Annotated in this window: 16 protein-coding genes; 11 read left to right on the plus strand and 5 right to left on the minus strand. The window is 68.6% G+C overall.

The window, feature by feature from the left end:
• Positions 1-3: 3 nt before the first annotated feature.
• From ACYVD0_RS22660 to ACYVD0_RS22705, 10 genes are all read left to right on the plus strand, one after another.
• Positions 4-2,982, plus strand: a complete 2,979-nt coding sequence (locus ACYVD0_RS22660; RefSeq protein ID WP_460428883.1) for a virulence factor SrfB — start codon at positions 4-6, stop codon at positions 2,980-2,982.
• A gap of 131 nt (positions 2,983-3,113) precedes the next feature.
• Positions 3,114-5,849: a putative virulence factor gene (locus tag ACYVD0_RS22665; protein ID WP_460428884.1), complete on the plus strand. Its 2,736-nt coding sequence runs from the start codon at positions 3,114-3,116 to the stop codon at positions 5,847-5,849.
• 3 nt (positions 5,850-5,852) lie between these two features.
• Positions 5,853-6,884 (plus strand): flagellar basal body-associated FliL family protein, encoded by a 1,032-nt coding sequence (locus ACYVD0_RS22670; protein ID WP_460428885.1) that lies wholly within the window; start codon positions 5,853-5,855, stop codon positions 6,882-6,884.
• 20 nt (positions 6,885-6,904) lie between these two features.
• Entirely contained in the window at positions 6,905-8,887 is a 1,983-nt protein-coding gene (locus tag ACYVD0_RS22675) for a vWA domain-containing protein (protein ID WP_460428886.1), read from the plus strand.
• A gap of 224 nt (positions 8,888-9,111) precedes the next feature.
• Positions 9,112-9,828 (plus strand): ABC transporter ATP-binding protein, encoded by a 717-nt coding sequence (locus ACYVD0_RS22680; RefSeq protein WP_460428887.1) that lies wholly within the window; start codon positions 9,112-9,114, stop codon positions 9,826-9,828.
• Positions 9,818-11,041 (plus strand): ABC transporter permease, encoded by a 1,224-nt coding sequence (locus tag ACYVD0_RS22685; protein WP_460428888.1) that lies wholly within the window; start codon positions 9,818-9,820, stop codon positions 11,039-11,041. Before ACYVD0_RS22680 ends, ACYVD0_RS22685 begins: the two co-directional genes overlap by 11 nt.
• A gap of 40 nt (positions 11,042-11,081) precedes the next feature.
• Positions 11,082-12,608, plus strand: a complete 1,527-nt coding sequence (locus ACYVD0_RS22690) for a formylglycine-generating enzyme family protein (RefSeq protein WP_460428911.1) — start codon at positions 11,082-11,084, stop codon at positions 12,606-12,608.
• Between the two features lie 21 nt (positions 12,609-12,629).
• Positions 12,630-13,343: a hypothetical protein gene (locus ACYVD0_RS22695; protein ID WP_460428889.1), complete on the plus strand. Its 714-nt coding sequence runs from the start codon at positions 12,630-12,632 to the stop codon at positions 13,341-13,343.
• 3 nt (positions 13,344-13,346) lie between these two features.
• On the plus strand, positions 13,347-13,838 hold the full coding sequence (locus tag ACYVD0_RS22700) for a hypothetical protein (RefSeq protein WP_460428890.1): 492 nt from the start codon (positions 13,347-13,349) through the stop codon (positions 13,836-13,838).
• Between the two features lie 36 nt (positions 13,839-13,874).
• The gene (locus ACYVD0_RS22705) at positions 13,875-15,575 is read left to right on the plus strand and encodes a VWA domain-containing protein (protein WP_460428891.1); all 1,701 of its coding nucleotides are present in this window, start codon (positions 13,875-13,877) and stop codon (positions 15,573-15,575) included.
• A gap of 84 nt (positions 15,576-15,659) precedes the next feature.
• Here the strand turns inward: ACYVD0_RS22705 and ACYVD0_RS22710 are convergent, their stop codons facing one another.
• Genes ACYVD0_RS22710 through ACYVD0_RS22730 form a run of 5 tightly spaced genes read right to left on the minus strand, consistent with a single transcriptional unit; the run spans position 15,660 to position 22,449 of the window.
• The gene (locus ACYVD0_RS22710) at positions 15,660-17,063 is read right to left on the minus strand and encodes an ABC transporter ATP-binding protein (RefSeq protein ID WP_460428892.1); all 1,404 of its coding nucleotides are present in this window, start codon (positions 17,061-17,063) and stop codon (positions 15,660-15,662) included.
• Positions 17,060-17,857: an ABC transporter permease gene (locus tag ACYVD0_RS22715; protein WP_460428893.1), complete on the minus strand. Its 798-nt coding sequence runs from the start codon at positions 17,855-17,857 to the stop codon at positions 17,060-17,062. Before ACYVD0_RS22715 ends, ACYVD0_RS22710 begins: the two co-directional genes overlap by 4 nt.
• Positions 17,854-18,792 carry an ABC transporter permease gene (locus ACYVD0_RS22720; protein ID WP_460428894.1) on the minus strand — a complete coding sequence of 313 codons (939 nt, stop codon included), beginning with the start codon at positions 18,790-18,792 and terminating at the stop codon, positions 17,854-17,856. The genes ACYVD0_RS22715 and ACYVD0_RS22720 overlap by 4 nt, the downstream gene beginning before the upstream one ends.
• A complete protein-coding gene (locus ACYVD0_RS22725; protein ID WP_460428895.1) occupies positions 18,789-20,312 on the minus strand; it encodes an ABC transporter substrate-binding protein in 1,524 nt (507 codons plus the stop codon). Before ACYVD0_RS22725 ends, ACYVD0_RS22720 begins: the two co-directional genes overlap by 4 nt.
• A 49-nt stretch (positions 20,313-20,361) precedes the next feature.
• The gene (locus ACYVD0_RS22730; protein ID WP_460428912.1) at positions 20,362-22,449 is read right to left on the minus strand and encodes a TonB-dependent siderophore receptor; all 2,088 of its coding nucleotides are present in this window, start codon (positions 22,447-22,449) and stop codon (positions 20,362-20,364) included.
• Positions 22,450-22,884: 435 nt separating this feature from the next.
• On the opposite strand from ACYVD0_RS22730, the gene glmU reads away from it, so the two are divergent.
• The gene (gene glmU / locus ACYVD0_RS22735; protein WP_460428896.1) at positions 22,885-24,246 is read left to right on the plus strand and encodes a bifunctional UDP-N-acetylglucosamine diphosphorylase/glucosamine-1-phosphate N-acetyltransferase GlmU; all 1,362 of its coding nucleotides are present in this window, start codon (positions 22,885-22,887) and stop codon (positions 24,244-24,246) included.
• Positions 24,247-24,248: the final 2 nt, after the last annotated feature.

Genomic DNA, 24,248 nt, shown 5'->3' on the forward strand with positions numbered 1-24,248 from the left:
AGCATGTTTCCGGAAAAGACCGATTACGAAGACAGGATCACCCTGATCATGGGCAGCGGCATCCAGTTCCTGGATTTCGCCGTCAAACTGGAACTGCGTCGCGAACTGCCCGGCGAGTTCGTCCGGCCGCGCAGCGACGGCCCCCTGGTCCGGCTGCTGTTCGATGCGCGCAGCAACGGCTTCTGCCATCCGGCCGAGCCCGGCAAGGGGGTGACGCCTGCCTTCAGCATGGCCGTCGAGGATTCGATGCGCCTGCTCAAGGGGCTCTGGCTGCCCCTGCCGTTCTTCCGCTGCAGCCCGCCGCGGCGTTTCGACGATGGCCCGAGCAACTGGTCGCGGGTGCGCATCGTCGAACTCGGTGAAGGCGAGGACCCGGACGGCAACACCCACCGCATCACCTTCGCCTTCGACACCAAGGTCTTCGCCAGTCAGCAGGCTACCGCCTACCTGGCGCCGACCCGCGACGATGTCCGTGCCGGCGCCAGCTTCGCACTGGCCCACCAGGCCGACGAAATGGGCTGGTTCCTCGACCTCGGCTGGGTCGACGGCTGGCTGCGCGAGGTGTTCACCGAGCAGGCGCAGCTGCCGCCGTTCCGCATGCAGCCCGACGACATCCAGGCCGAGTGCGAGCAGCTCCACCACCAGGCGCATTACCTCAATCTGCTCCATCTCCTGGGGACGCACCTGCCGGTGCCGGAACTCAAGGTGGTGTCCAACCGTGACAGCGACGTGCACAAGGCGATTCCGGTGGACATGGTGCTGGACGTCGGCAACTCGCGCACCTGCGGCATCCTGATCGAGGACCATCCGCAGGAGAACGACGGCCTGAGCAAGCGCTACGAACTGGAGCTGCGCGACCTGACCCGGCCCGAGCAGGTCTATCCGGAACCCTTCGAGAGCCGTGTCGAATTCGCCCAGGCGATGTTCGGCAAGGACCATTTCTCGGTGCAGAGCGGCCGCCGCGAGGCGTTCCTCTGGCCGACCATCGCCCGCGTCGGTCGCGAGGCGGGGCGACTGGCCGGGCGCCGGCGCGGCACCGAAGGCTCGACCGGGCTGTCGAGTCCCAAGCGCTACCTGTGGGACGAGGACAGCTACGAGCCGGGCTGGCGCTTCAACTGCGCCGCACTGCGCACCGAGAGCGAACCGCATGCCACCGCCGCCCCGGTGGCCGGGCTGATCAACGAGAAGGGCCAGGCGCTCTACACCTTGCCGTTCGACGAGCGCATGCCGGTGTTCCACCCGCATTATTCGCGCAGCTCGCTGATGACCTTCATGCTTTCCGAGGTCCTTGGCCAGGCGCTGATGCAGATCAACAGCCCCTCGCAGCGCCTGCGCATGAGCCACTCGCGGGTGCCGCGCCACCTGCGCTCGATCATCCTCACCGTGCCGCCGTCGATGCCCAAGCCGGAGCGCGAGATCTTCGCCAAGTGCATGGAGCAGGCCATCGGCCTGGTCTGGAAGAGTCTCGGCTGGCACCCCGAAGACGACCCCATCGACCTCAAGGACCCGAAGAGCCGCGAGACGGCCTGGCCCTGGTTCCCCGAAGTCCATGTGCAGTGGGACGAGGCCACCTGCGGCCAGGTGGTCTACCTGTTCAACGAAACGCAGAACAATTTCGCCGGACGCTCGGAGGAGTTCTTCGCCGCCATGGCGCGTCCGGACCAGCCGCACAAGGATCGCCTGACCATCGCTTCGATCGACATCGGCGGCGGCACCACGGATCTGGTGATCACCGAATACCGCCTCGACGACGGCGTCGGCGGCAACGTCTACATCAGCCCCGAACAGCGTTTCCGCGACGGCTTCAAGGTCGCCGGCGACGACATCCTGCTCGACGTGATCCGCCAGTTCGTCCTGCCGGCGCTGCGCGAAGCCCTGTCCCGGGCCGGGATCGCCACGCCCGAGGCGCTGCTGTCGCGGCTGATCGGCAGCGAACCGCTGGCCGTGCAGGAAGCCGTGCTGCGCCAGCAGCTGACCCTGCAGGTGTTCGGCCCCATCGGTCTGCGCCTGCTCAAGGCCTACGAGCAGTACGACCCGCTGGAGCCGGGCAGCCGGGTCAGCGCCACCTTCGGCGAACTGCTCGGCGAGCGCCCCACCGAGGACGTGCTCGACTACGTCGGCAGCGCCGTGCGTCGCCAGCTGGGCAACGAGGCCGCGCCGTTCGACATCCTCGCCACCCCCCTGGACGTCAGCCTGCGGCGCATCCACGAAGCCTTCATCGGCGACCGCATGAGCATCGGCAAGACGATCCAGGCGCTCTGCGAGGTGGTGCACAGCTATCCCTGCGACGTGCTCCTGCTCACCGGCCGGCCGTCGTGCCTGCCCGGCGTGCAGGCGCTGTTCCGCGAGTTGTTGCCGCTGCCGCCGGGGCGCATCCTGTCGCTCAACCAGTACCGCACCGGCGGCTGGTACCCGTTCAACAAGCTGGACCGCATCGAGGACCCGAAGACCACCGCGGCCGTCGGCGCCATGCTCTGCCTGCTGAGCCGCAGCCTGCGCCTGCCGAACTTCTACTTCCGCGTGGCGGCCTTCAAGTCCTACTCGACGCTCAGACACCTGGGGCTGATCGACAACAACAACGTCCTCAAGGACAGCAACGTCTACTATCGCGACATCGATCTGGACGACCCGGACTACCGCCTGCCGGACACCACCTTCGACATGCGTGGCACCATGCGCCTGGGCTTTCGCCAGTTGTCCTGCGAGCGCTGGTCGGCCGCGCCTTTGTATATCCTCGGCATCGAGAGCCCGAAACTGCGCGAGGAAATGGCGTCCAAGGGACTGGTGCTCAAGGTGCGCCTGGGCATCAAGCCCTCGCGCAACCCGGCCGAGGGCAGCGAGCGTTTCGAACTGCTCGGCGTGGAGTCGGATAGCGGCTCGGTCAGCCGCACCCATGTCCGCCTGAAGCTCAACACCCTGCCCGATGCCGGGCTGGGCGAATCCCAATACTGGCTCGACAGTGGAAGCGTGTTTCGGAAATGAATGAGGGGCTGCGGCGATTGTTGTTTCGTTCGTGCTGGCCGGGCCTTTGGTGTGGGGTCAGCAGCAGACCCCAAAATATCAACACATCTCGCCCAAACCCAGGCTCCCTCGCCACAGGGGAACAATGATCGATGACATACCCTGACCAATCGCCCGAACGACTGTCCCAGCGCTGGTCCGCCGTCCACAGCGGAGCGGGCGAGGCGATCCGCTGGATCGACGAGGTGCGCCGCTTTGCACCGCGCCTGGATAACGAGGCGGACGACCTGATCCTCAGCCTGCGCCGCGTGCGCAATACCGCGCGGCGCCTCGGCACGGTGTCCGCCCTGCCGATGACCGTGGGCTTCTTCGGCCTGTCCCAGGCAGGCAAGTCCTACCTGATCTCCAGCCTCGCGGCCGGTGCCAACGGCAAGCTGGAAACCGACCTGGGCGGCGACCGCCTGGACTTCCTCACCCACGTCAATCCGCCGGGCGGCGGCAAGGAGGCCACTGGTCTGGTGACGCGCTTCAGCCGCACCGCCCGTCCGGGACCTGCCGAGTTCCCGCTGGAGCTGAAGCTGTTCGCCGAGATCGAGCTGGCCAAGGTCCTGGCCAACTCCTTCTTTAACGATTTCAACACCGAGAAGGTGCGCTACGGCTTCGACGAAACGGCGATCCGCCAGCTGCTCAGGGACCTCGAAAGGCGCCGCCAGCCGTACCCGGTGCCGGGCGTCGACGCGGACGCCGTGGTGGCGCTGTGGGACTACCTGCAGGGCAGCTTTCCGGGAACGCTGGGCGCGCTGGGCGGCTACTACTGGCCGGCAGCGGTCGAGCTGGCGCCATACCTGGCGCTGGAGGACCGCGCCCGGCTGTTCTCGATCTTCTGGGGCGAGATCCCCGAACTGAGCGAAACCTACCTGGTCTTCGCCCGCGCCCTGGCCAGCCTGGGTCACGCCGAGCGGGTGTTCGCGCCGCTGACCGCGCTGGTGCGCCCCACGCCGCAGGGCGGCCTGTCCCAGGCCGACAGCATCATGAACGTGGACATGCTCGAGCGCCTGGGCAAGGACAGCGACCAGCGCATCGCCGTGCGCCCCTGGGCGGACGGCGTGCTGCGCGGCGAAGTCGAGCTGACCCTGGTGCAGCTGGCGGCGCTCACCGCCGAGCTGGTCTTCCCGCTGGTCGAGCCGACCAGCGAGCCCATGTTCGAACAGGTCGACTTGCTCGATTTCCCTGGCTATCGCGGCCGTCTCGGCGTCGAGTCGCTGGACGAGGTGCGCCGCGCGGTGAACAGCGAAGACAGCAACCCGGTGGCGCAGCTCATCCTGCGCGGCAAGGTCGCCTACCTCTTCGAGCGCTACACCGACAGCCAGGAAATGAACGTGCTGATCGTCTGCACGCCGTCGAACAAGCAGTCGGACGTCACCAGCGTCGGCCCGGTGCTGAGCCGCTGGATCGACCGGACCCAGGGCGAGACGCCGGCCGAGCGGGCCCGCCGCAAGCCCGGCCTTTTGTGGGCGATCACCATGTTCGACATGCGCATCGGCAGCGACCTGGACAAGGGCGAGGACCTGCTGCGCCTGGGCTGGGGCAGCGGCGGCATGATGAAGATGACCATGCTCGAGCGCTTCGGCCAGTACGCCTGGCTGCAGGATTGGGCTGACGGTCGGCCGTTCGACAACAGCTTCCTGGTGCGCAAGCCGCGCCTGAAGGTGACCTTCCTCGACCTGCAGGATGGCCAGGAGGTGGCCGTCCACGAAGCTGCACGCGAGCCGCTGGCGCTGATGCGCCGGACCTTCTGCGAGGACGAGACGGTCTACCGCCACATCCGCGACCCGGAAGATGCCTGGGACGCCATGCTGGCGCTGAACGACGGCGGCATGGGGCGGATCGGCCGCTATCTGCGCCAGGTCGCCCTGCGCGAGGTCAAGCTGGGGCGCATCGGCGAGCAGCTGGAGGCGGTCCTGCACCTGCTGGAAAGCCGCCTCGGCCACTGGTTCCAGGCCGAAGGCGCCGGCGAGCTGGAAAGGAAACGCCGGATCGCCCGGCAGATCTCCGATGCCCTGTGGCCGCGGCGCCTCCTGCTCGGCGAACTGCTGCAGCGGATGCAACTGCCCGACGACCTGCTGCGCGCGCTCTACCTGCGCGCCGGCGACGAGGACGACACGCCGGCGCCGGCGCCCGGCAGCAACCTGCTGCCGGGCGGCACGCCGCCGGCGGGTGCGCTCAACCTGGGCCTCGACCTGGATCGCAACGACACCTTCGACCCCTTCGGCGACAACGAGCCGCTCGCCGCCGCCAGCCCTTCGGCGACGGCGCGGCAGCCCCGTGGCAGCGACGCGCGCTTCGCCCAGGCGGTGCTGCGCGAGTGGATCGGCCACCTGCGCCACCTGCCCGAAGACGTGCGGCTGATGACCTACCTGGGCTTCGCCAAGCCGGCGGTCGAGGCCCTTGTCGACGAGCTGGTCACCGGCGCCAGCCGGCTCGGTCTGGAACAGCGCCTGCTGCAGGCCATCGTCAGCACCGAGCAGGTCGGCACCAAGCGCGAGCAGCTCGCCGGCCGCCAGGTGCTCACGGCCAAGACGGTGCTCGGCGACTTCATCGGCTGGCTGGGCCTCATCGAGCAGCCCCTCGAGCAGCGTCTGGACAGCCGCATCGAGCGCGACGCCAAACTGTTCCAGCCGCCGTCGCCCATCGCCCGGGGCCAGTTGCCGCGCCTGACGGAACAACCGCTCGACTACACCCGGCGCTACGTCGGCGACTGGCTGGTGGCGCTGGCGCGGATCGCCGAGGAGAATGCCGGCCACAGCGCCGGCCGGGAAATCACCCTTGAACAGAACGAAGCGCTGGGCCGGATCCTCGCCACCTTTCAATCGGCACGGGCGGACTGACGCATGCTGAGAATCGAACTGACAGCCGCCGCCAGCGGCCAACCCGGGTATGGCGAACTGACCGTGCGCGGCTGGCCGGGCAACACCGATGGCCTCGAACTGAGCGTGCTGCGCAACCAGGACAGCCTCTACCTGGATGCCGGCGGCGGATGGGGCAGCCTGCCCGCCTGGCATGCCATCGACGGCCTGGAGCGCCGCGGCGAGCTGCTGCTCGGCACCGTCGGTCCCTGGCTGGTCGATCCCTTGGTCCGCGACCCGAAGATGGTCTACCGGCTGCAGCTGCGCGATGCCGGGCAGAGCGACGGCGGCGTGCTGCGCATCGTCGGCAATATTTTGTCCTCGCCGGCAGTCGGCCACCCGCAGCCGCTGGACGAACGGCCGTCCGAGCCACCGGCCGCGCCGCCTGAACCGGAGTCCGAACCGGAGCTGCCGGCCGAGGAGGTCGTCGAGCCGCCGCCGGTCGAAACGCCACGGGCGGACCGGCCGCTGGTCGCCGAGCGGGACGAAGAGTTCAGCGCAGCGCCGGCGCCGAAGCCCCGGAAACCCGCCAGATGGCTGCCGCTGGTCGCCGGGCTGATGCTGCTGATCGGCGTCGGGCTGGCCGCCTACTGGTACTTCGTCCTGCGCCCGCAGGAGGACACGCCCGCGGTGGCCTCGACGCCTGCTGCCGCGGTCGTCGGCGAGGCGGGGGCATGTGGCGAGACAGCGCTGGAGGGGATCGGAGACGACCTGGCGTTCATCCAGGCCTGCCTGCGGTCGAATCCGTCCAGCGCCCAGGTGCTGGAGGTGATCGATGCCGCCAAGCAGTCCAGGCGCTGCGGCGTGGTGCAGCGTCTCTACGCGCACAAGGCCCAGGCCGGCGACGCCGCCATCGCCTTCGCCTATGCCCGCGAGTACGACCCGCAGAGCTTCGCCGCGGGCGGCTGCGTGGAGTCCGCCGATGCCGAGACCGCGGCGTACTGGTACGAGATCGCGCTGGCCAACGACCCCGCCAACGCGGATGCCAGGAAACGCCTGGAGGCCCTGAAACCATGAACCCGCGTGGGAGAATGAAGATGTGGCGTGAGATGGCATTGCTCGGCGGCCTGCTGCTGGGCGCCTGCGCCGGCCCGGCGCTGGCGGCCGACGACAAGCCCCTGCTGCAGGCGGGAAAGAAGAGCCTCTACCAGCGCGTGCTGACCACGCCCAGCTGCCGCCTCGGCGACCAGCCCGGCGCGGCCGACGGCAAGCTGCAACCGGCCTTCACCCGTTTCTACGTGTACCAGCGGCAGAAAGTCGGCGACGCCCAATGGCTGCGGGTCGGCCCGGACAGCTACGGCAAGACCCTCGGCTGGATCGACGGCGGCTGCGCGGTGGAGTGGAAGATGCAGATGACCCTGGCGCTGACCAACCCGGCCGGGCGCGATCCGCTGCTGTTCTTCCGCCAGCGCGAGACCCTCGACAAGCTGTTCGCCGAGGACGACCCCGGCAAGCTGCTCAAGCCGATTCGCGCCAACCTGGCGAGCCAGGGCCGCGATCCGGCCGTGGTCGCCCGCGAGCCGGACTACGCCGTCGACCTGGCCAAGCGCTTCTATCTGCTGCCGGTGCTCGATGCGCGGGAAATCCTCACCGAGAAGGGCTTCCAGGTGCGCGAGCTGGAGGTCGCCTCGGTGACCGCCGCCGAGAAGAAGGCCGCCGACCAGGCTGCCCAGGACAAGGCCGGCGAGGTGAACACCCTGAAGGGCTTCAGCGCCGCCGTGGTATTCGTCATCGACTCGACCATCTCCATGGGGCCGTACATCGAACGGACCCGCGAGGCGATCAGGAAGATCTACCAGCACATCGAGCAGGAAAAGCTGCTCAAACAGGTCAAGTTCGGCTTGGTCGCCTACCGCTCCAACATCAAGGAAGTGCCGGCGCTGGAATACGTCAGCAAGCTGTACGTCGATCCGACCCAGGTGCAGGGCGGCCAGGACTTCCTCGCCAGGATGGCCGCGCTGAAGCCAGCCACGGTGTCCAGCAGCCGCTTCGACGAGGACGCCTACGCCGGGGTCATGCAGGCGCTGGACGGCATCGACTGGACCCAGTTCGGCGCCCGCTACATCGTGCTGGTCAGCGATGCCGGCGCGCTGGCCGGCGACGATCCGCTGTCCGCCACCGGCCTCGACGCCGCCCAGGTGCGCCTGGAGGCCAAGCACCGCGGCGTGGCCATCTACAGCCTGCACCTGAAGACGCCGAGCGGGGCGAAGAACCATGCCTCCGCCGAGGCGCAGTACCGCGACCTGTCGAACAACCCCTTCCTCAACAAGCCGCTGTACTACCCGGTGGACGCCGGCGATGTGGATAACTTCGGCCGCAAGATCGACGGCCTGGCCGCCGCCATCACCGGCCAGGTCAAGGCCGCCTACCGCGGCGAAATGGCCGCCGGCAGCGCCCTCGGCGCCGACGCCGACTATGGCAAGAAAGGCAATGGCAAGTCGGCCGACGACGCCCTGCTGGAAGATACCGCCAAGCTCGGCCACGCCATGCGCCTGGCTTACCTCGGCGAAGTCACCGGAGCCAGCGCGCCGCCGGTGTTCCACGCCTGGATCAGCGACCGCGACTTCGTCAAACAGAACGTGCCGACCACCGAAGTGCGCGTGCTGCTGACCAAGGCCCAGCTCAGCGACCTGAGTGAAGTAGTCAAGAAAATCGCCGACGCCGCCAACGAAGGCCTGATCTCGCCCAACGAGATGTTCGAGCGCCTGCGCTCGGTGGCCGCGACCATGGGCAAGGACCCCAGCCAGCTGCAGAAGGGCAAGTCCGCCACCCTGGCGGAAATGGGCCTGATGGCCGAGTACCTGGAGGGCCTGCCGTACCTCAGCGAAGTGCTCAGCCTCGACGAGGAGACCTGGAAGGGCATGGAGGGGTTGGAGCAGGAGAAATTCATTCGGCGGCTGAACACAAAGCTGAAGCACTACCAGAAGTACAACGCCGATGCCGACCGCTGGGTGTCCCTGGCCGAAGGCAGCGACCCGCGGGATCATGTGTATCCGGTGCCGTTGGAGGCGTTGCCTTGAGGGGCTGTGGCGTTTGGCTTGGGTGTGGGGACGGGGGGCTTGCCTCGCGGCCTGATGCGGCGGAGTGTTTGGTGGGGACTGGCGAGGGAGGCTTGGTGCCGGGCCGGGCACTTTCCTCGGCCCGGCACCAAAACCTTTTGCCAGCACCCATAAATAACCTGTCGTCGCCAGACGCGACCTGCCCTCCGCTTGTCCAGAGCATGAACAGATCATGAGTCCCCCCCATGCTCCAAATCGATAACCTCGCCATCCACCGCGGCACCTACCGCATCCTCCTGCCGCGCCTGTCCTTGCGGCGCGGCGAGGTGGCGGCGATCACCGGCGCCAGCGGCTGCGGCAAGAGCACCCTGCTGGAAATGATCGGCCTGATCCTGCGCCCGGAACGCCTCGACCGCTACACGCTGGGTGACGAAGACGAAGCGGATGCCGCCGCGCCGCTGGACATCGCCGCCCTGCTGCGCGAGGACCGCCAGGCGCGCCTGGCCGACCTGCGCGCCCAGCGTCTCGGCTTCGTCCCGCAGAGCGGCGGCCTGCTGCCGTTTCTCGACGTGCGCCAGAACATCGAACTGCCGCGGCGCATGCTCGGCCTGCCGGCGACCGGCGAGCGGGTGGAGGAGGCGATCGAGCACCTGGGGCTGCGGCCGCTGTTGCACAAGAAGCCCGCCCAGCTTTCCCTCGGCGAGCGCCAGCGCGCTTCCTTCGTCCGCGCCATCGCCCACGAGCCGGATCTGCTGCTGGCCGACGAGCCCACCGCCGCGCTGGACCCTATCCAGGCGCGCCGGCTGTTCGAGCTGATCGTCAAGACGACGCAGCGCCTGCGCATCGCCACCCTGCTGGTCAGCCACGACTGGGGCCTGCTGCGCGCCTGTGCGATCCGCCGGCTGGTGGGCGTGCCGGATGCCGAGAACAACGGCGGCACGGTGTTCCGCGATGCGGCCTGAGGCGCGTCCGGGCTGGGGCCTGCTGGCCGGATTGGCGACCCGTGACCTATGGCACGACCGCCAGGTTTCGCTGTGTATCGTCGCCGCGCTGGTGGCGGTGATCGCGCCGCTGCTGCTGCTGTTCGGCCTCAAGCACGGGGTGGTCTCGCAGCTGCGCGGGGAACTGCTCGACGACCCGCGCAACCTGGAGATCCGCCTGCTCGGCAACCACGACCTGGACCGCCCCTGGTTCGCGCGCCTCGCCGCGCAGTCGGGGGTCGGCTTCGTCATGCCGCTGACCCGTTCGCTGAACGCCCAGGCCGATCTGGCGCGCGACGGCCAGCGCTTCGTCGCCGGTGCCGAAGTTATCCCCAGCGGCTCCGGCGACCCCCTGCTCGGCGGGCGCCTCGCGCCGCCGCAGGGCGACCGGGTGCTGCTCAGCGCCAGCGCGGCGCGCCGGCTGGAGGTGAGCGGCGGCGAGCGCATTCGCCTGCTGGTGCTGCGCAAGCTGGACGGCAACAGCGAGCGCGGCCAGCGCGAGGTGACGGTCGCCGGGGTACTCCCCGAGACGGCCTTCCCGCGACCGGCGCTGCTGGTGTCGCTGGATCTGCTGGTGGCCATGGAGGACTTCCGCGACGGCTTCGCGGTGCCTGCGCTCGGCTTCGCCAGCGGCCGTCCGGCGCCGCCGCGCGAACGCTATGCCCGCGCCCGCGTCTATGCCGGCAGCCTGGATGCGGTCGCTCCCGTCGCCGCCTGGCTGGAGGGCGAGCGCATCGAGACCAGTACCCGGCTGCGCGAGATCGAGTCGGTGAAGAGCATCGACCGGGTGCTCGGGCTGATCTTCGCGGTGATCGCCTGGACCGCGGCGATCGGCTGCGTCGCCTCCCTGGCCGGCGCCTTTCTCGCCAACATCGACCGCAAGCGCAGGGATCTGGCCCTGCTGCGCCTGCTCGGTTTCCGCCGCGCGGCGGTCGGCGTCTACGTGATGGTGCAGGCGGCGCTGCTCACCTGCCTGGCCTTCGGCCTGGGCTATGCGGCCTATCTCGCCGGCAGCACGGTGTTCAACCGGGCCCTGGGCGCCAACCTGGCCGCCGACGCCTTCGTCTGCCGACTGGAAAACCTGCATATTCTGCTGGCCTTCGCCAGTGCGTTGCTGATCGCCATCCTGGTGGCGGCGGTAGGAGGGTATCGTGCGATTCACATTCAACCGGCGGAAAGCCTGCGGGATCTCTGAGCGGCGCCGCCACGGGCCGGCCGCGGCGCTGGGACTGGCGATGGCGCTGGCCAGCCTGCCGGCCGCCGCGGCCTGGGACGCGAAGTACTACAACCCGCAGCCGCAGAAGGGCGACGTGCTGCTGCCGATGCCCTGCGGCGGCTTCATGGCCTGGCGCCAGGTGCGTGTGCCGATGGCCAGCCCGCTGGACGACTACGCCATCACCCTGGGCCAGGACAGCGAGGAGTGGGGCTACCTGGAACAGGCGCGGCCGACCCACATCGCCGGCAGCTTCAGCGTCGGCAAGCCGGAGCCGGGGCGCTACTACCTGCTGGCCAAGTACGAGGTCAACGAACTGCAGTACCGCGCGGTGATGGACGGGCAATGCCCCGAGCCCGCGGCCCAGCTGCGCCTGCCGCAGACCGGGCTGAGCTGGTTCGACGCCGTCGCCTTCACCGACCGCTACAACCTCTGGCTGCGCCAGAACGCCGCCGACAAGCTGCCCAGGGAGGACGGCGTGGCCGGCTTCCTGCGCCTGCCCACCGAGGTCGAGTGGGAATTCGCCGCGCGCGGCGGCCTGGCGGTGTCCCAGGCGGAATTCCGCGACACCCGCTTCCCCATGCCGGAGGGACTCGAAGCCCATGCCTGGTTCGCCGGCGCGCAATCGGCCAACGGCAAGCTGCAGCTGGCCGGCCTGCTCAAGCCCAACCCGCTCGGCCTGCACGACATGCTCGGCAACGTCGACGAGATGCTCTTCGAACCCTTCCACTTGAACAAGCTGGACCGCCAGCACGGCCAGGCCGGCGGCTATATCCTGCGCGGCGGCAACTACCTGACCCCGCAGGCCGAGCTGCGCACCGCGCTGCGCCAGGAGCAGCCCTACTACGCCGCCGACGGCAGCGCGCAGAACCGCCTGAAGACCGGCGGCTTCCGCCCGGCCCTGGTGGCGCCGGCGCTGACCTCCCGCGAGCGGATCAGGCAGGTCGAGGCCGACTGGAAGAAGCTCGGCGTGTCCCGCCCCGAGACCCAGGACGAATCCGGCGCGCGGCCGGCCGGCCAGGACCCGGCGAGCGAGATCGCCAGCATCGCCAAAGATGTGCAGGACGACGCGCTCAAGCGGCAGCTGGAGAAGCTGCGCAGCGACCTGCGCGCCAACACCCAGGCGCGCGACGAACAGCGCGACCAGGCGATCCGTTCCGAGCTGCAGCTGGGCGCCTTCCTCTGCACCAAGCTGAAGGACGACGGGCTCTTCCTCGACACCCTCGAAGGCAATTACAGTCGCAGCTGCGGGGCGGATGGCACGGAGCCCAAGGCCCGTTGCGACGCGCGCCGGGAACAGCTGGACGGCCATCGCAAGGTGCTCGATTTCATGCTCAACTACTACGCCGACAGCGTCGTGGGCACGGCCCTGAACTACAGCCAGGCAACCGTCGAACCCCAGGTCGGCATGGTGGCGCAACAGCTGGCCGCGCGCGGCAAGAGCAACCTGCGCAGCTACCTCGACACCCACTGGAACAACCTGCGCACCTACCTGAAGAACGGCAAGGTGGCGCGTGCCCACTGGCTGCAATCCTGCAAAACCCTCTGATCGGAGAAGGCGAGACTAGACATGATGGTGGCCTCGTTCACGACTAAACGGATCGCTTGGACAACTCTCGTCCTGCTGCTGGCGGGCTGCCAGACCCTGGGCGTTCCCGGGATGGGTCAGACCGACCCGCGACTGGCCAACAGTAATTCGGCCCAGTTCTTCAGCAAATCCGGCTGGCAGGCCTGCGCCGGTGGTGCCGTGGTGGGCGTGCTGGCCTGCCAGCTGGCCAATCCGGACAAGAAGGGCGAGTGCATGGCCGCCTCGGCCGTGCTCGGCTGCGGCGTCGGCATGGGCGCCAACTACTACCTCGACCAGCGCCGCAGCCAGTACGCCAATGCCGAACAGCGCCTCGACGTGGCCATCGCCGACGTGCGCAAGGACAATCACGAGCTGCAGGACCTGACACGCACCGCGCGCACCGTGATCGCCGATGACCGTCAGAGCATCGCGATGATCAAGCGCGACATCGCCACCAACCGGGTGCAGAAGGCCCATGCCCAGCAGCGCCTGGCCAAGGTCGACGCCAACCTGGTCTTTCTCCGCGACAAGCTGGCCAATGCCCGTACCAAGCAGGAGGAATGGCGCAAGGTTTCCGCCGCCGAGCGCGGCAGCGCCAGCGCCGCGCGGATCGACACCCTGAACGCAGAGATCACCAGCATGCAGCGACAGATCAGTTCGCTGGAAGCCGAGATCGACCAGCTCTACAAACAACGCTCCGCCATCCGCCTGGGTTGAACCATGCATCGATTTTCCAGAGTCCTCCCATTCGTCGCCGCCCTGTCGCTCGGCGCCTGCGCGGTGAGCCCGCAGGAATGCGATCCGCGCAACGCCGATGCCGGCTTCGCCACCAAGTTCGGCTGCAACGCGCATGGCGGTTATGCCCAGCGCATCGAACAGAAGGAGAGAATCCTGCTCGACGAGCGCCGGACCAACCAGCTGTTCCGCGACACCTATGCCGCCCTCGACAAGGAAAGAAGCGAGGTCGGCCACGAACTGGACCGCCAGCGCAGCGAATATGCCGCACTCAACAAGGCGATGGACGCGCTGCTCACCGAGCTAAAGCAGAAGACCCGCGGCAATCAGCGCCTGCAGGGCGAAATCGCCGCGCTGGAAAAGGAAATGGCTGGCATCAACCGGCAGGACAACGCCGCGGTGGCGCAGAAACAGTACGAACTGCAGAAATTGCGCACCCGGCTCGCCGGTCTCGAAAGCGACCTGGGCCTGCGCTGATTTACCCCTGCAACGACCGGCCGGATCAAGGCGACCATGAAGCGAATCACCCGTTTATCCAGCGCCACGCACAGCGCGGCGGATGCCCTGGCCGGTCACGCGGAACTGGTGACCATCCTGCGGCGCCACCTGCCGCCGAGCACGGCGGCCCTGTTCGCCAAGCCGAAGCAGACCGAAGGCGACATCGTCGAGTGGTACTCGGATCTGGGCGGCCAGCCGGTGCCCTTCACCGAACTGGCTCCGCAGGAGGCGCGGCAGGTTCGCCAGCTGCTGGAAGAGCGCCTGGCCTCCATCACACAGCTGGCCGAGCGTCTCGAAGGGCAGGGCGAGGAAGGCCGGCGCCAGGCCGAGCTGTTGCGCCAGGCCGCGCGCTATCCGGACACTTCCACCCTTTACGCGCTGAACGGACAGCCGTTGGTGACCTTCTGGGGCGGCGGCGAGCCGCCTGTTGCGCCGCCCCCGGCGGGCGGCATCCCGGGCCCGGCGGCGGTAGCGGCAGCCGGCGCTGCGGCGCCTTTGCTGGCGAGCGAGGCGCCGCAGCGCCGCTGGTGGCCCTGGCTGCTGTTGCTTCTGCTGTTGCTGGCCCTGCTGGCCAGCCTGTGGTGGTGGCTGCTCGGCCGCGAGGAGCCGGTGGAGCCGCTCGCCGCGGTCGAACCGCCGGCCGTCCAGGAGAAACCGCAGCCCGCCGAGGAGCCCCCGCCGCCCGAGCCCGAAGTCGCCCCGGAGCCTGAACCGGAGCCCGAGCCCGTCACGCCGCCGGCTCCTGAAGCGAAGCCGGAACCCGAGCCCGTGGTGAAACCGGAGCCGCCCAAGCCCGAGCCGAAGCCGGAACCCAAGCCCGAGCCGAAACCCGAACCCAAGCCGGACCCGGTCGAGCTGGCGCGAAAGCGCATCGCGGCGGCGGGCAGCAACTGCAATACCTTGCAGCAGCTGCTCAGCCAGGATCCCCAGGTCAAGCAGAGCCCGGCACTGCGCGCCGAGGTCGAGCAGAAGCTGAAACAGCAGTGCCGGCAGCAGTTGATCACCAATGCCAAGAACCTCTGTCCGGAAGAGCGTCCCAAGGAGCTGGCGCCGGAGCTGGTCATCGTGTTCGACGCCTCGGGCTCGATGGACATCAGCCTGCTGGCGACCAAGCAGGAAATCGATCGGGCGGTGATGATGCAGGGCATGACCGACATTGCCGCGCGCATGCTGCTGGGTGGCAACCCCGGGATCGACACCACCGGCCACCTCTACCGCGAGCCCAAGCGCATCACCGCCGCCAAGGAGGCGACCACCGCCGTGGTGCAGCGCCTGCCCAGCGACGTCAACGCCGGGCTGGTGCTGGTCGAGCGTTGCCCCGGCTCGCGCAGCATGGGCTACTTCACGCCGGCCCAGCGCGGCGGCCTGCTGGCGCGTCTGCGCTCCATCGATCCGGTGGAGGGCACGCCGCTGGCCGATGGCATCGCCAAGGCTGGGCAGATGCTCGACGGCGTCAACCGCGAATCGGTGATGCTGGTGGTTTCCGACGGCGAGGAGAGCTGCCGCCAGGACCCCTGCGCAGTGGCCCGAGACCTGGCGCGGCGTAAGCCGCACCTGAAGATCAACGTGGTCGACATCCTCGGCACCGGGGCTGGCAACTGCCTGGCCCAGGCCACCGGCGGCCGGGTATTCACCGCCAAGAACGCCGGCGAGCTGGCCATGATGACCCGCCAGGCCGCCCAGGACGTGCTGCCGCCGGCGCATTGCCGGCAGTGAGGCGTTCGGCATGCGGCAAACCCCGCCCTTCGGGGCGGGGAAGGATGGCGCGGCGGGGTTTGCGTCGGCCGAAATCTAGTGGGTCTATCCCAGTCGAATGGTGCAATCGCAGACCTTTTCCACCAGCTCGGGGTCATGACTGACCAGCAATACCGCGCAATCATGGCGCGTAGCGACTTCGGTCAAGAGCAAGACGACTTCACGGGCCGTAATCGGGTCCAGGCGGGAAACGGGCTCGTCGGCGAACAGGAAAACCGGATCCAGCAGCAGGGCCCTGGCAATGGCCAGGCGTTGAAGCTCGCCGCCCGACACGTCGTGCACGGGCCGTTCGAGCAGGGCCGGATGCAGTCGCAACTGCTCCAGCAAGGGCGGCAGCCGGAACGCGTCGAGCCTGTGCAGCCGGATCAGGTCATCGAACAGGCGCCTCAGGGGAATCGCGGGTGCGAATGCGGCAGGCGGATCCTGGTACAGCTTCAGGTACTTGTGCCGAGCAATACCGGGCGCGCGCGTCACTGCGCCAGCGTCCGGCGGCAGCAGGCCGAGCAGGATGTCGCCCAGGCTGCTTTTGCCGCAGCCGCTGTCGCCGACGATGCCGACGATCTCGCCCCGGCCCACGCGGAGGTCGAGCCCCTGGAACAGCCGCCTGCCGCCGCGGCTCTTGGCGAGCCCGCGGGCCTCGATGACGGCCGGCCCTTGCCCGCTGGCGCCGAGGCCGTGGTCCCTGGTCCGCGGCCAATGGCTAGGTGCCGCGCCGATCAGCTGGCGGGTGTAGTGGGCCGCCGGAGCGCTCAGTACTTCATTCGCCGATCCTTCCTCCACCAGGCGTCCGGCGCGCATGACCATGATCCGGCCGCCGATCCGGCGCGCCACCTCCACGTCGTGGGTGATGGTCAGCACGCAGCCCGCGTCGCCCTTGCGGCGCAGCAGGTCGGCGATATGGTCGCGCCGGCCCGCATCCAGCCCCTTGGTGGGTTCGTCCGCCAGCACGATGGCCGCGCCGCCGGCCGTCGCGGCGCAGAAGGCCAGGCGCTGGGCCATGCCGCCGGAAAGCTGGCCGGGCAGCTTGTCGCCGGCCTGCTCCAGGCCGACGCCGGCCAGGTCGCGGCGGGCATTCATGCCGGCCTGCTCCGTGTCTTGTCGCAGCACGCACGCGTAGACCTCGGCGATCTGCTGACGGCCGCGCATCAGCGGGTCCAGGGAGTGCCAGGGTTCCTGCGGCAGCATGGCGATGCGATGGCCCCAGAGTCGCTCGCGCTCCTTTTGCGAAAGGGCGGCGATGTCCCGACCCTCGATACGGATGGTTCCGGTGCTGCGCAGTGGGGGCGGCAGCAGGCCCATGACGGCCTGGATCAGGATGCTCTTGCCGGCGCCGGTCTCGCCGAGGATGGTCAGCCGCTCGCCCCTGGCCAGGCTCAGCGACAGGTTTTCCAGCAGGGGCTGGTCCCCGGCGGAGACCGAGAGATTTTCGATCTGCAGCAGTGCGGTCATTGGTTTTTCCCCGCCAGAAGGTTGAGGCCGAACACAAGCAGGAACACGGCCAGGACCGGCTGGGCCAGGACCCAGGGGGCGGCGCTGTAGTAGGGGAAGAGCTCCACCATCATCAGGCCCAGCTCGGCGGTGGGCGGCTTCAGGCCCACGGAGACGAAGCCGAGCGCCGCCAGGGCCAGGATGGCGGCGGCGGCGCCGAAGGCCGCCAGGGTCAGCACCGGCGCGACGATGGCCGGCCAGACGTGGCGGCGGAAACGGTAGAACCAGTCGAAGCCCAGCATCCGCGAGGCCTGCATGGGCGACGAGGCGACCACGCTGCGGGTGATCGCGCGCACCACCCGGAAGTACTCCACCCACAGCACCAGCGAGATGGCGACGTAGAGCATCGGCAGCGAGCCCGGCGCAAGGCCGGCGAACAGCAGGATCAGCACCAGTCCCGGCAGCGCCAGCACCATGTTCAGGAAGAAGGAAAGCACCTTGTCGGTCAGCCCCTGCCGCCAGCCGGCGGCGACGCCCAGCACGACGCCCAGGCTGGCCGAGGTCGCCACGCACAAAAGGCTCAGCAGCAGCGACAGGCGCACCGCCGCGCCCATCCGCGCCAGCATGCTGCGGCCGAACTGGTCGGTGCCCAAGGGTTCCCGCAGGCTGGGCGGAGCGAAGCTGTCGGTGAGGTTCTGCACGGCCGGGTCGGTCGCGTTCAGCAGCGATTCGAGCACGGCGAAGCCGGCGAGGCCGGCCAGCACGGCGGCGCCGACGCGCTGGCCGGGCTTGAGATGGCGCAGGAAAAGGTTCATCCGGTCGTTCTCCCGCGCGGATCGATCAGGTGGCAGGCCAGGTCGGTCAACAGGTTCAGGCCGACGAATATCAGCCCGAGGGCCATGGCCGCGCCCTGGATCATGGGGACGTCCCGGTTGAAAACCGCATGGGCCAGTCCATGGCCGAGGCCCGGCCAGGAGAACAGGGACTCGATCATGACGATGCCCTCGATCGCGCTGGCCAGCTGGATGCCCAGGAACGCCACCACGGGCAGGGCGCAGTTGCGCAGGCCGTGCCGGGCGAAGGACTGGGCGAAGGTCAGGCCCTTGATGCGGGAAAAGGTGAAGTAGGCGGAGCGGATGACCGCGCTGGCGCTGTGGCGCACCACGCGATTGGACACCGCGGCCATGGACAGCGCCAGACCGATGGCCGGCAGTACCACATGGTTCGCGCCGTCGAAGCCGGCCACCGGAAACAGGCGCAGCTCCAGTGCAAAGATCAGCACCAGCACCAGACCGATGACGAACACCGGTTGCGCCCGCAGGAACGCCGAAGCCATCAGCGAAACCCGGTCGAACCAGCCGTCGGCCCTGACGGCCGCATAGAGTCCCATCGGCATGGCGATCAGCGCGGCGATCAGGATGGCGGCGCTTGCCAGCAGCAGGGTGTGCTGCAGCAGGTGGGCGATTTCACGGACCACCGGCAGGCCGCTGACCAGCGAGTCGCCCAGATTGAAGCGCAGCAGGTCGAACAGCCACTCCAGATACAGGCGCCAGGCCGGCTGGTCGAGCCCCAGTTCGGCGCGTACGGCTTCGGCGGCGGCCAGGCTGACGTTGTCGTAGCCATAACGACCCGCGGCGATACGGAACGCCATGTCGCCGGGCAAAAGGCTCATCAGCACGAAACCGAGGGTGCCGACGCTCCAGCACACGAAGGCGGCCTGTGCCAGCCGCTTCAGGAACAGGATGATCATGGGGTCTCGAAACTCATCCGGGAAAGGCGGTAGTTGCGCTCGTAGGGGTCGAAACTGAAACCCCGCACACGGGCCGAGACGGCCGTCTGCTGGGTGTAGAAGAGCACCGGAATCACCGGCAGCTCTTCGGCCAGGATGTGGGAAACCCGCTGCGCGTATGCCCGGTATCGCGCCGGGTCCCGCTCCGACTCGAGGCGTCCGAGCAGGGCCGGCAGTTCGTCGTTGCGCCAGCCCATCGCGCCCCAGTCGCCATTGCCGCCATCGCCGTAGTCGGCGAACAGCAGGCTCAAGGGGGCGGCGACGTTGCCGTAGTTGCGCGCCACCAGGGCCAGCTCCAGCGAGCCGTCGTGGTGGGCGGACGGAATGCCGCTGGAGTTGACGATCGTCACGGCGATGGCGATGCCGATTTCCCGCAGCTGCGCCTGGATGGCCGTGGCGACCACGGACAGCTCGGGGCGGTCGGCATAGGTGACCATGGTCAGCTGGAAGCGTCGGCCGGCGCGCTGCAGGATGCCGTCCGGCCCCGGCTGCCAGCCCAGGCCGGCGAGCAGCTCCCGGGCGCGTTCGAGGTCCCGCTGGATCGGCGGCAGCCCGTCGATGTGCCAGCCGGCCAGCGAGGGCGGTATCAACTGATTGGCTTGCGCGTCGGGCACGCGGACGATGCGGCTCGAGATGCCCTGACGGTCCAGGGCCAGGCTCATGGCCAGCCGGGCGTCGCGCTCGGCCATGAACGGATGGCCTGCGTTGAGCTTGATCTGGATCGTGCGGGGGATGCGGTCGGAATGGACCCGGACATCCTCCTGCCGGCGCAGCAGGTCCAGGCTGGCGGGATCGAGCGTGTAGATGATGTCGGTCTGTCCGGCCATGACCTGCAGGGCGCGGCTCTCGGCCCGGTGCCCGGTAAGATACACCGCCCTGGGGATGATCGCCGGCGTGCCCCAGTAGTCGTCGAAGCGGGTCACCCGGATGCGGTGCGGCGGATCGAAGGCTTTGAGCCGGTAGGGGCCCGTGCCGTGCATCCAGCCGACGCTGGCGTCGTCCTGGTAGGAGGCGGGGGAGAGGATGACGGTCGAATAGTGCGCCATCAGCGCGCCCAGCGGGTTGTAGGGCCTGCCGAGCCGGACGGCCACGCCCAGCGCATCTTCGGCGCGGATCTCGACGATCGGCGCCGAGCGGATCACGCCGGGCTTGCGCCGGGCCATCTCCAGCGCCTGCACGACCGCAGCGGCGTCCAGCGGCAGGCCGTCATGGAAGCGCACGTTTTCCCGGAGCTGGAAACGCCAGGTCAGGCCATCCTCGCTGACCTCCCAGCTTTGGGCGAGGCCCGGAAGCAGCCGGCCGCTGTCATCCACTTCGAGAAGGCTCTCGGCCACCTGAAGGCGGGTATACACGAAACCGTCGCGCGCCGGGTCCTGGCTGGTGAATTCGAAGGGGCCGCCGAGCGTCAGCACCTCGGGGTCCTGGTTCGGGCTGCAGGCGGTCAGGCACAACAGCAGCAATAGCGGCCATGCAGGTTTCAAGCGATCTTTCCTTTGCGAATGGAGCGGCATCGACCCTGGGGCGGGCGCTTCACAGGCTCCACGACAGGTTGACGTTCAGGTTGCGCGGCTCGCCGGGCATCACCCAGACGTTGCTGTAGGAGCGCTCGTAGTAGGTGCGGTCGAAGGCATTGTTCAGATTGACGCCGAGGCTGAGCCTGTCGCTGGCCCGGTAGCGCGCCAGCAGGTCGACGGTAGTGTAAGAGGGCAGCTCGAAGCCGCTGTCCGCCGTATTGCCGGAGCGCTCGCCGACGTAATTGAGCGCGCCGCCCAGCTCCAGGCCCTGCAGAAGACCGCCATGGAACTCGTACACGCCCATCAGACTGCCGCTGTGGCGCGGCACGTTGAGCAGGCGGCTGCCGGTGTCCAGGGTGTTGTCCTCGGTCACCTCGGCATCGACATAGGCATAGGCGCCGATGACGCGTATGGCATCGGTGAGCTGGCCACTGAACTGCAGATCGACGCCCCGGCTCCTGACCTCGCCCGTGGTCATCTGGTAGGACGGGTCGTTCGGGTCGGCGGTGAGCACGTTCTCCTTGGTCAGGTGGAAGGCGGCGAGGGTCATGCCCAGGCGGCCGTCCAACAGGTCGAGCTTCACGCCCGCCTCGTAGCCGATGCCTTCTTCCGGGTCGAAGGGATTGCCGCTGGCGTCTGCGCCGCTGTTGGGCTTGAACGAGCGCGAGGCATTGGCGAAGACGCCGACCTCGGGCGTCAGCTGATATAGCAGGCCGATGCGCGGCGTGACCTCTTCCTGCGTCTGCCGCGCCCGGATGCCGTTGACCTCGTTGTCCAGGCGCTGTTCGTAGTGGTCGTAGCGGGCCCCGACCAGGCCGAACAGCCGCTCGGTCAGGCGTACTTGGTCCTGGAGGTTGAGCGAGCGGGAATGGACGAGTTCGTTGCGATGCGTGCTGCGGCCGCCGACGCCGGTGCTGAACGGCGGTCGCGGCTGCCCGTAGACCGGTTCGTAGATATCGAGGGTGGCGGTCGGCCGGGAGCGCAACAGCCGTTCGTCCTTGGCATAGCGTTCGTATTCGGTGCCGATCAGCAGATTGTGCTCGATGCCGCCGGTATGGACCCGGCCGCGCAGCTCCAGCTGGGTGATCGCGTCCTGCCAGTCGAAGTCCCGGTAGCGGTACTCGCGGTTGAGCGTTCGGCCGTCCGCGGCGAGGCTGCTCGCTTCGGTTGCGTAGCCGTTCATCCGGCCCTGCTTGTAGTGACCGGCCAGGCGCAGGGTCCAGTTCGGGTTGAGGTCATGTTCCAGTTCGGCCTGCAGGGTTTCGTTGTTGTTGCGGATCTTGCCGTCGTCCGGCTCGCCGAAGAAGGCGGAACGGGATACCCGGCTGAGTCGGCCGTCGGGGGCGACCACGCCGCGGTCGAAGACCTGGCGGTTGCGGATCACCTCGGCCTGGACTAGGAGGCGGGTGTCGGGGGCGATATTCCAGCTGAACGCCGGCGCGAAGAACTGGCGCTCGCCGGAGCGGTAGTCGCGGAAGTGGTTATTGTCCTCGATGGCCAGGTTCATGCGCAGCAGCATGTCCTCTTCCTCGTCCAGCGGCGTGTTCAGGTCGAGCGTGCTGCGGTAGCGGTCCCAGCGCCCGGCGCCGAGGTCGAGGCGGGCGAAGCGGTCGCGCTGCGGCCGCTTGCTGACCAGGTTGATGGTGCCGCCCGGATCGCCCCGGCCGTACAGGCTGGACGCCGGACCCTTGAGCACTTCGACGCGCTCGATGTTGGCCGCGTCGGGCGAGTTCATGTAGCCGCGGTTGACGCTGAAGCCGTCCTTGTAGAACTCGGAGGTGGTCAGGCCGCGAACGCTGTATTCGTACAGGGTCAGCCCGCCGAAATCGTTCTGCCGTGCCACGCCGCCGGCGAAGTCGAGCGCCCGCTCGATGCGCGGGCTGTCGAGGTCCTCCAGCACCTGGGCCGGTACCACGCTCACGGATTGCGGGATTTCTTCCAGGGCCGTGTCGGTCTTGGTGGCGCTGCTCGAACGCCGGGCGCGGTAGCCCTGCACCGGGCCGCTGGCGCTCTCCTGATCCGCCTCGATGACGACGGCTTCGAGAATGGCCGGCTCCTCCAGGCTCTGGCCGAAGGCGGGACCGGACACCAGGCCGATCAGCATCCCGGTCGTCACCAGACTGGGCGCGCTTTTTCCGGGCTTCATGCCGCAGCCCGACCGCCCCGGCGCCGCGGCCGGCTCCGGAAGAAGGCCTGTTGTGCTTCGTTCATGCAGGTGTCGGCGGGCTGGGCGGGCAGCTCAGCTTCGGTCATGGCCACTCCGGTTTCGTCGGAAGGATCGGTCCCTGCGGCATTGGTCGTCTGTGCCTCCTTTCCAGGGGGAATTTTAATGTGAGTGCTTATTGTTACAATATAACATTTTAGGGGTGGCCAAATAAACTCCTTCGCCCAAGCTCGTGCAGGAAAAGCGCACACCGCGGCGGATAGCGGCTATTGAAAAGGAAGGCATCAGGAGGCAAAGTCGGACCCCGGCCGCACTTGCCCATGCGCCGGGTTTCGTCGACGCTTATCCATTCCGTCCATGTCCAGGATTGTTCCCATGTCCCTCGATATCGTCATTCTCGCCGCGGGCCAGGGCACGCGCATGCGTTCTGCCCTGCCGAAAGTCCTGCACCCGCTCGCCGGCCAGTCCATGCTCGGCCATGTCGTCGACACGGCTCGCCAGCTGGCGCCGCAGGGCATCCACGTGGTGATCGGGCACGGCGCCGAGCGGGTACGCGAGCAACTGGCGGCGGATGATCTGAACTTCGTCCTGCAGGCCGAGCAGTTGGGCACCGGACATGCCGTCGCCCAGGCGCTGCCGGCGCTTTCCGCCGAGCGGGTGCTGATCCTTTACGGCGACGTCCCGCTGATCGAGGCGGACACCCTGCGCCGCCTGCTGGCGCAGGTCGGCCCCGACCGGCTGGCCCTGCTCACCGTGGATCTGGTCGATCCCACCGGCTACGGACGGATCGTCCGCGACGCGGCGGGGCAGGTCGTCGCCATCGTCGAGCACAAGGACGCCAGCCCCGAGCAGCGCGCCATCTGCGAAGGCAACACCGGCATTCTCGCGGTGCCCGGCGAGCACCTGGCCGAGTGGCTGGGGCGGCTGTCCAACGACAACGCCCAGGGCGAGTACTACCTCACCGACGTGATCGCCATGGCAGTGGCCGATGGCCTGCAGATCGCCACCGAGCAGCCGCAGGACGCCATGGAAGTGCAGGGTGCCAACGACCGCATCCAGCTCGCCCAGCTGGAGCGCTACTACCAACTGCGCGCTGCGCGGCGGCTGATGGCCGAGGGCGTGACCCTGCGCGACCCGGCGCGTTTCGATCTGCGCGGCGAGGTCAGCGTCGGCCGCGACGTGCTGATCGACGTCAACGTGATCCTCGAGGGCAAGGTGGTGATCGAGGATGGCGTGGAGATCGGCCCGAACTGCGTGATCAGGGACAGCACCTTGCGCAGGGGTGCGCAGGTCAAGGCCAACAGCCACCTGGAAGGCGCCGAACTGGGCGAGGGCGCCGACTGCGGGCCCTTCGCCCGCCTGCGTCCGGGCGCGGTGCTGAAAGCGAAGGCGCATGTCGGCAACTTCGTCGAGCTGAAGAACGCCGTGCTGGGGGAGGGTGCCAAGGCCGGGCATCTGTCCTACCTGGGCGATGCCGAGATCGGCGCGCGGACCAACATCGGCGCCGGCACCATCACCTGCAACTACGATGGCGCCAACAAGTTCAGGACGGTGATGGGCGAGGACGTGTTCGTCGGCTCGAACAGCGCCCTGGTCGCGCCGGTCAGCCTGGGCGACCGCGCCACCACCGGCGCCGGCTCGGTGATCACCGAGGACGTGCCGGCCGACAACCTGGCCCTCGGCCGCGGCCGGCAGCGCAACATCGAAGGCTGGCAGCGTCCCCAGAAGAAACGCTGAGA

This window comes from Azotobacter armeniacus (assembly GCF_054779355.1).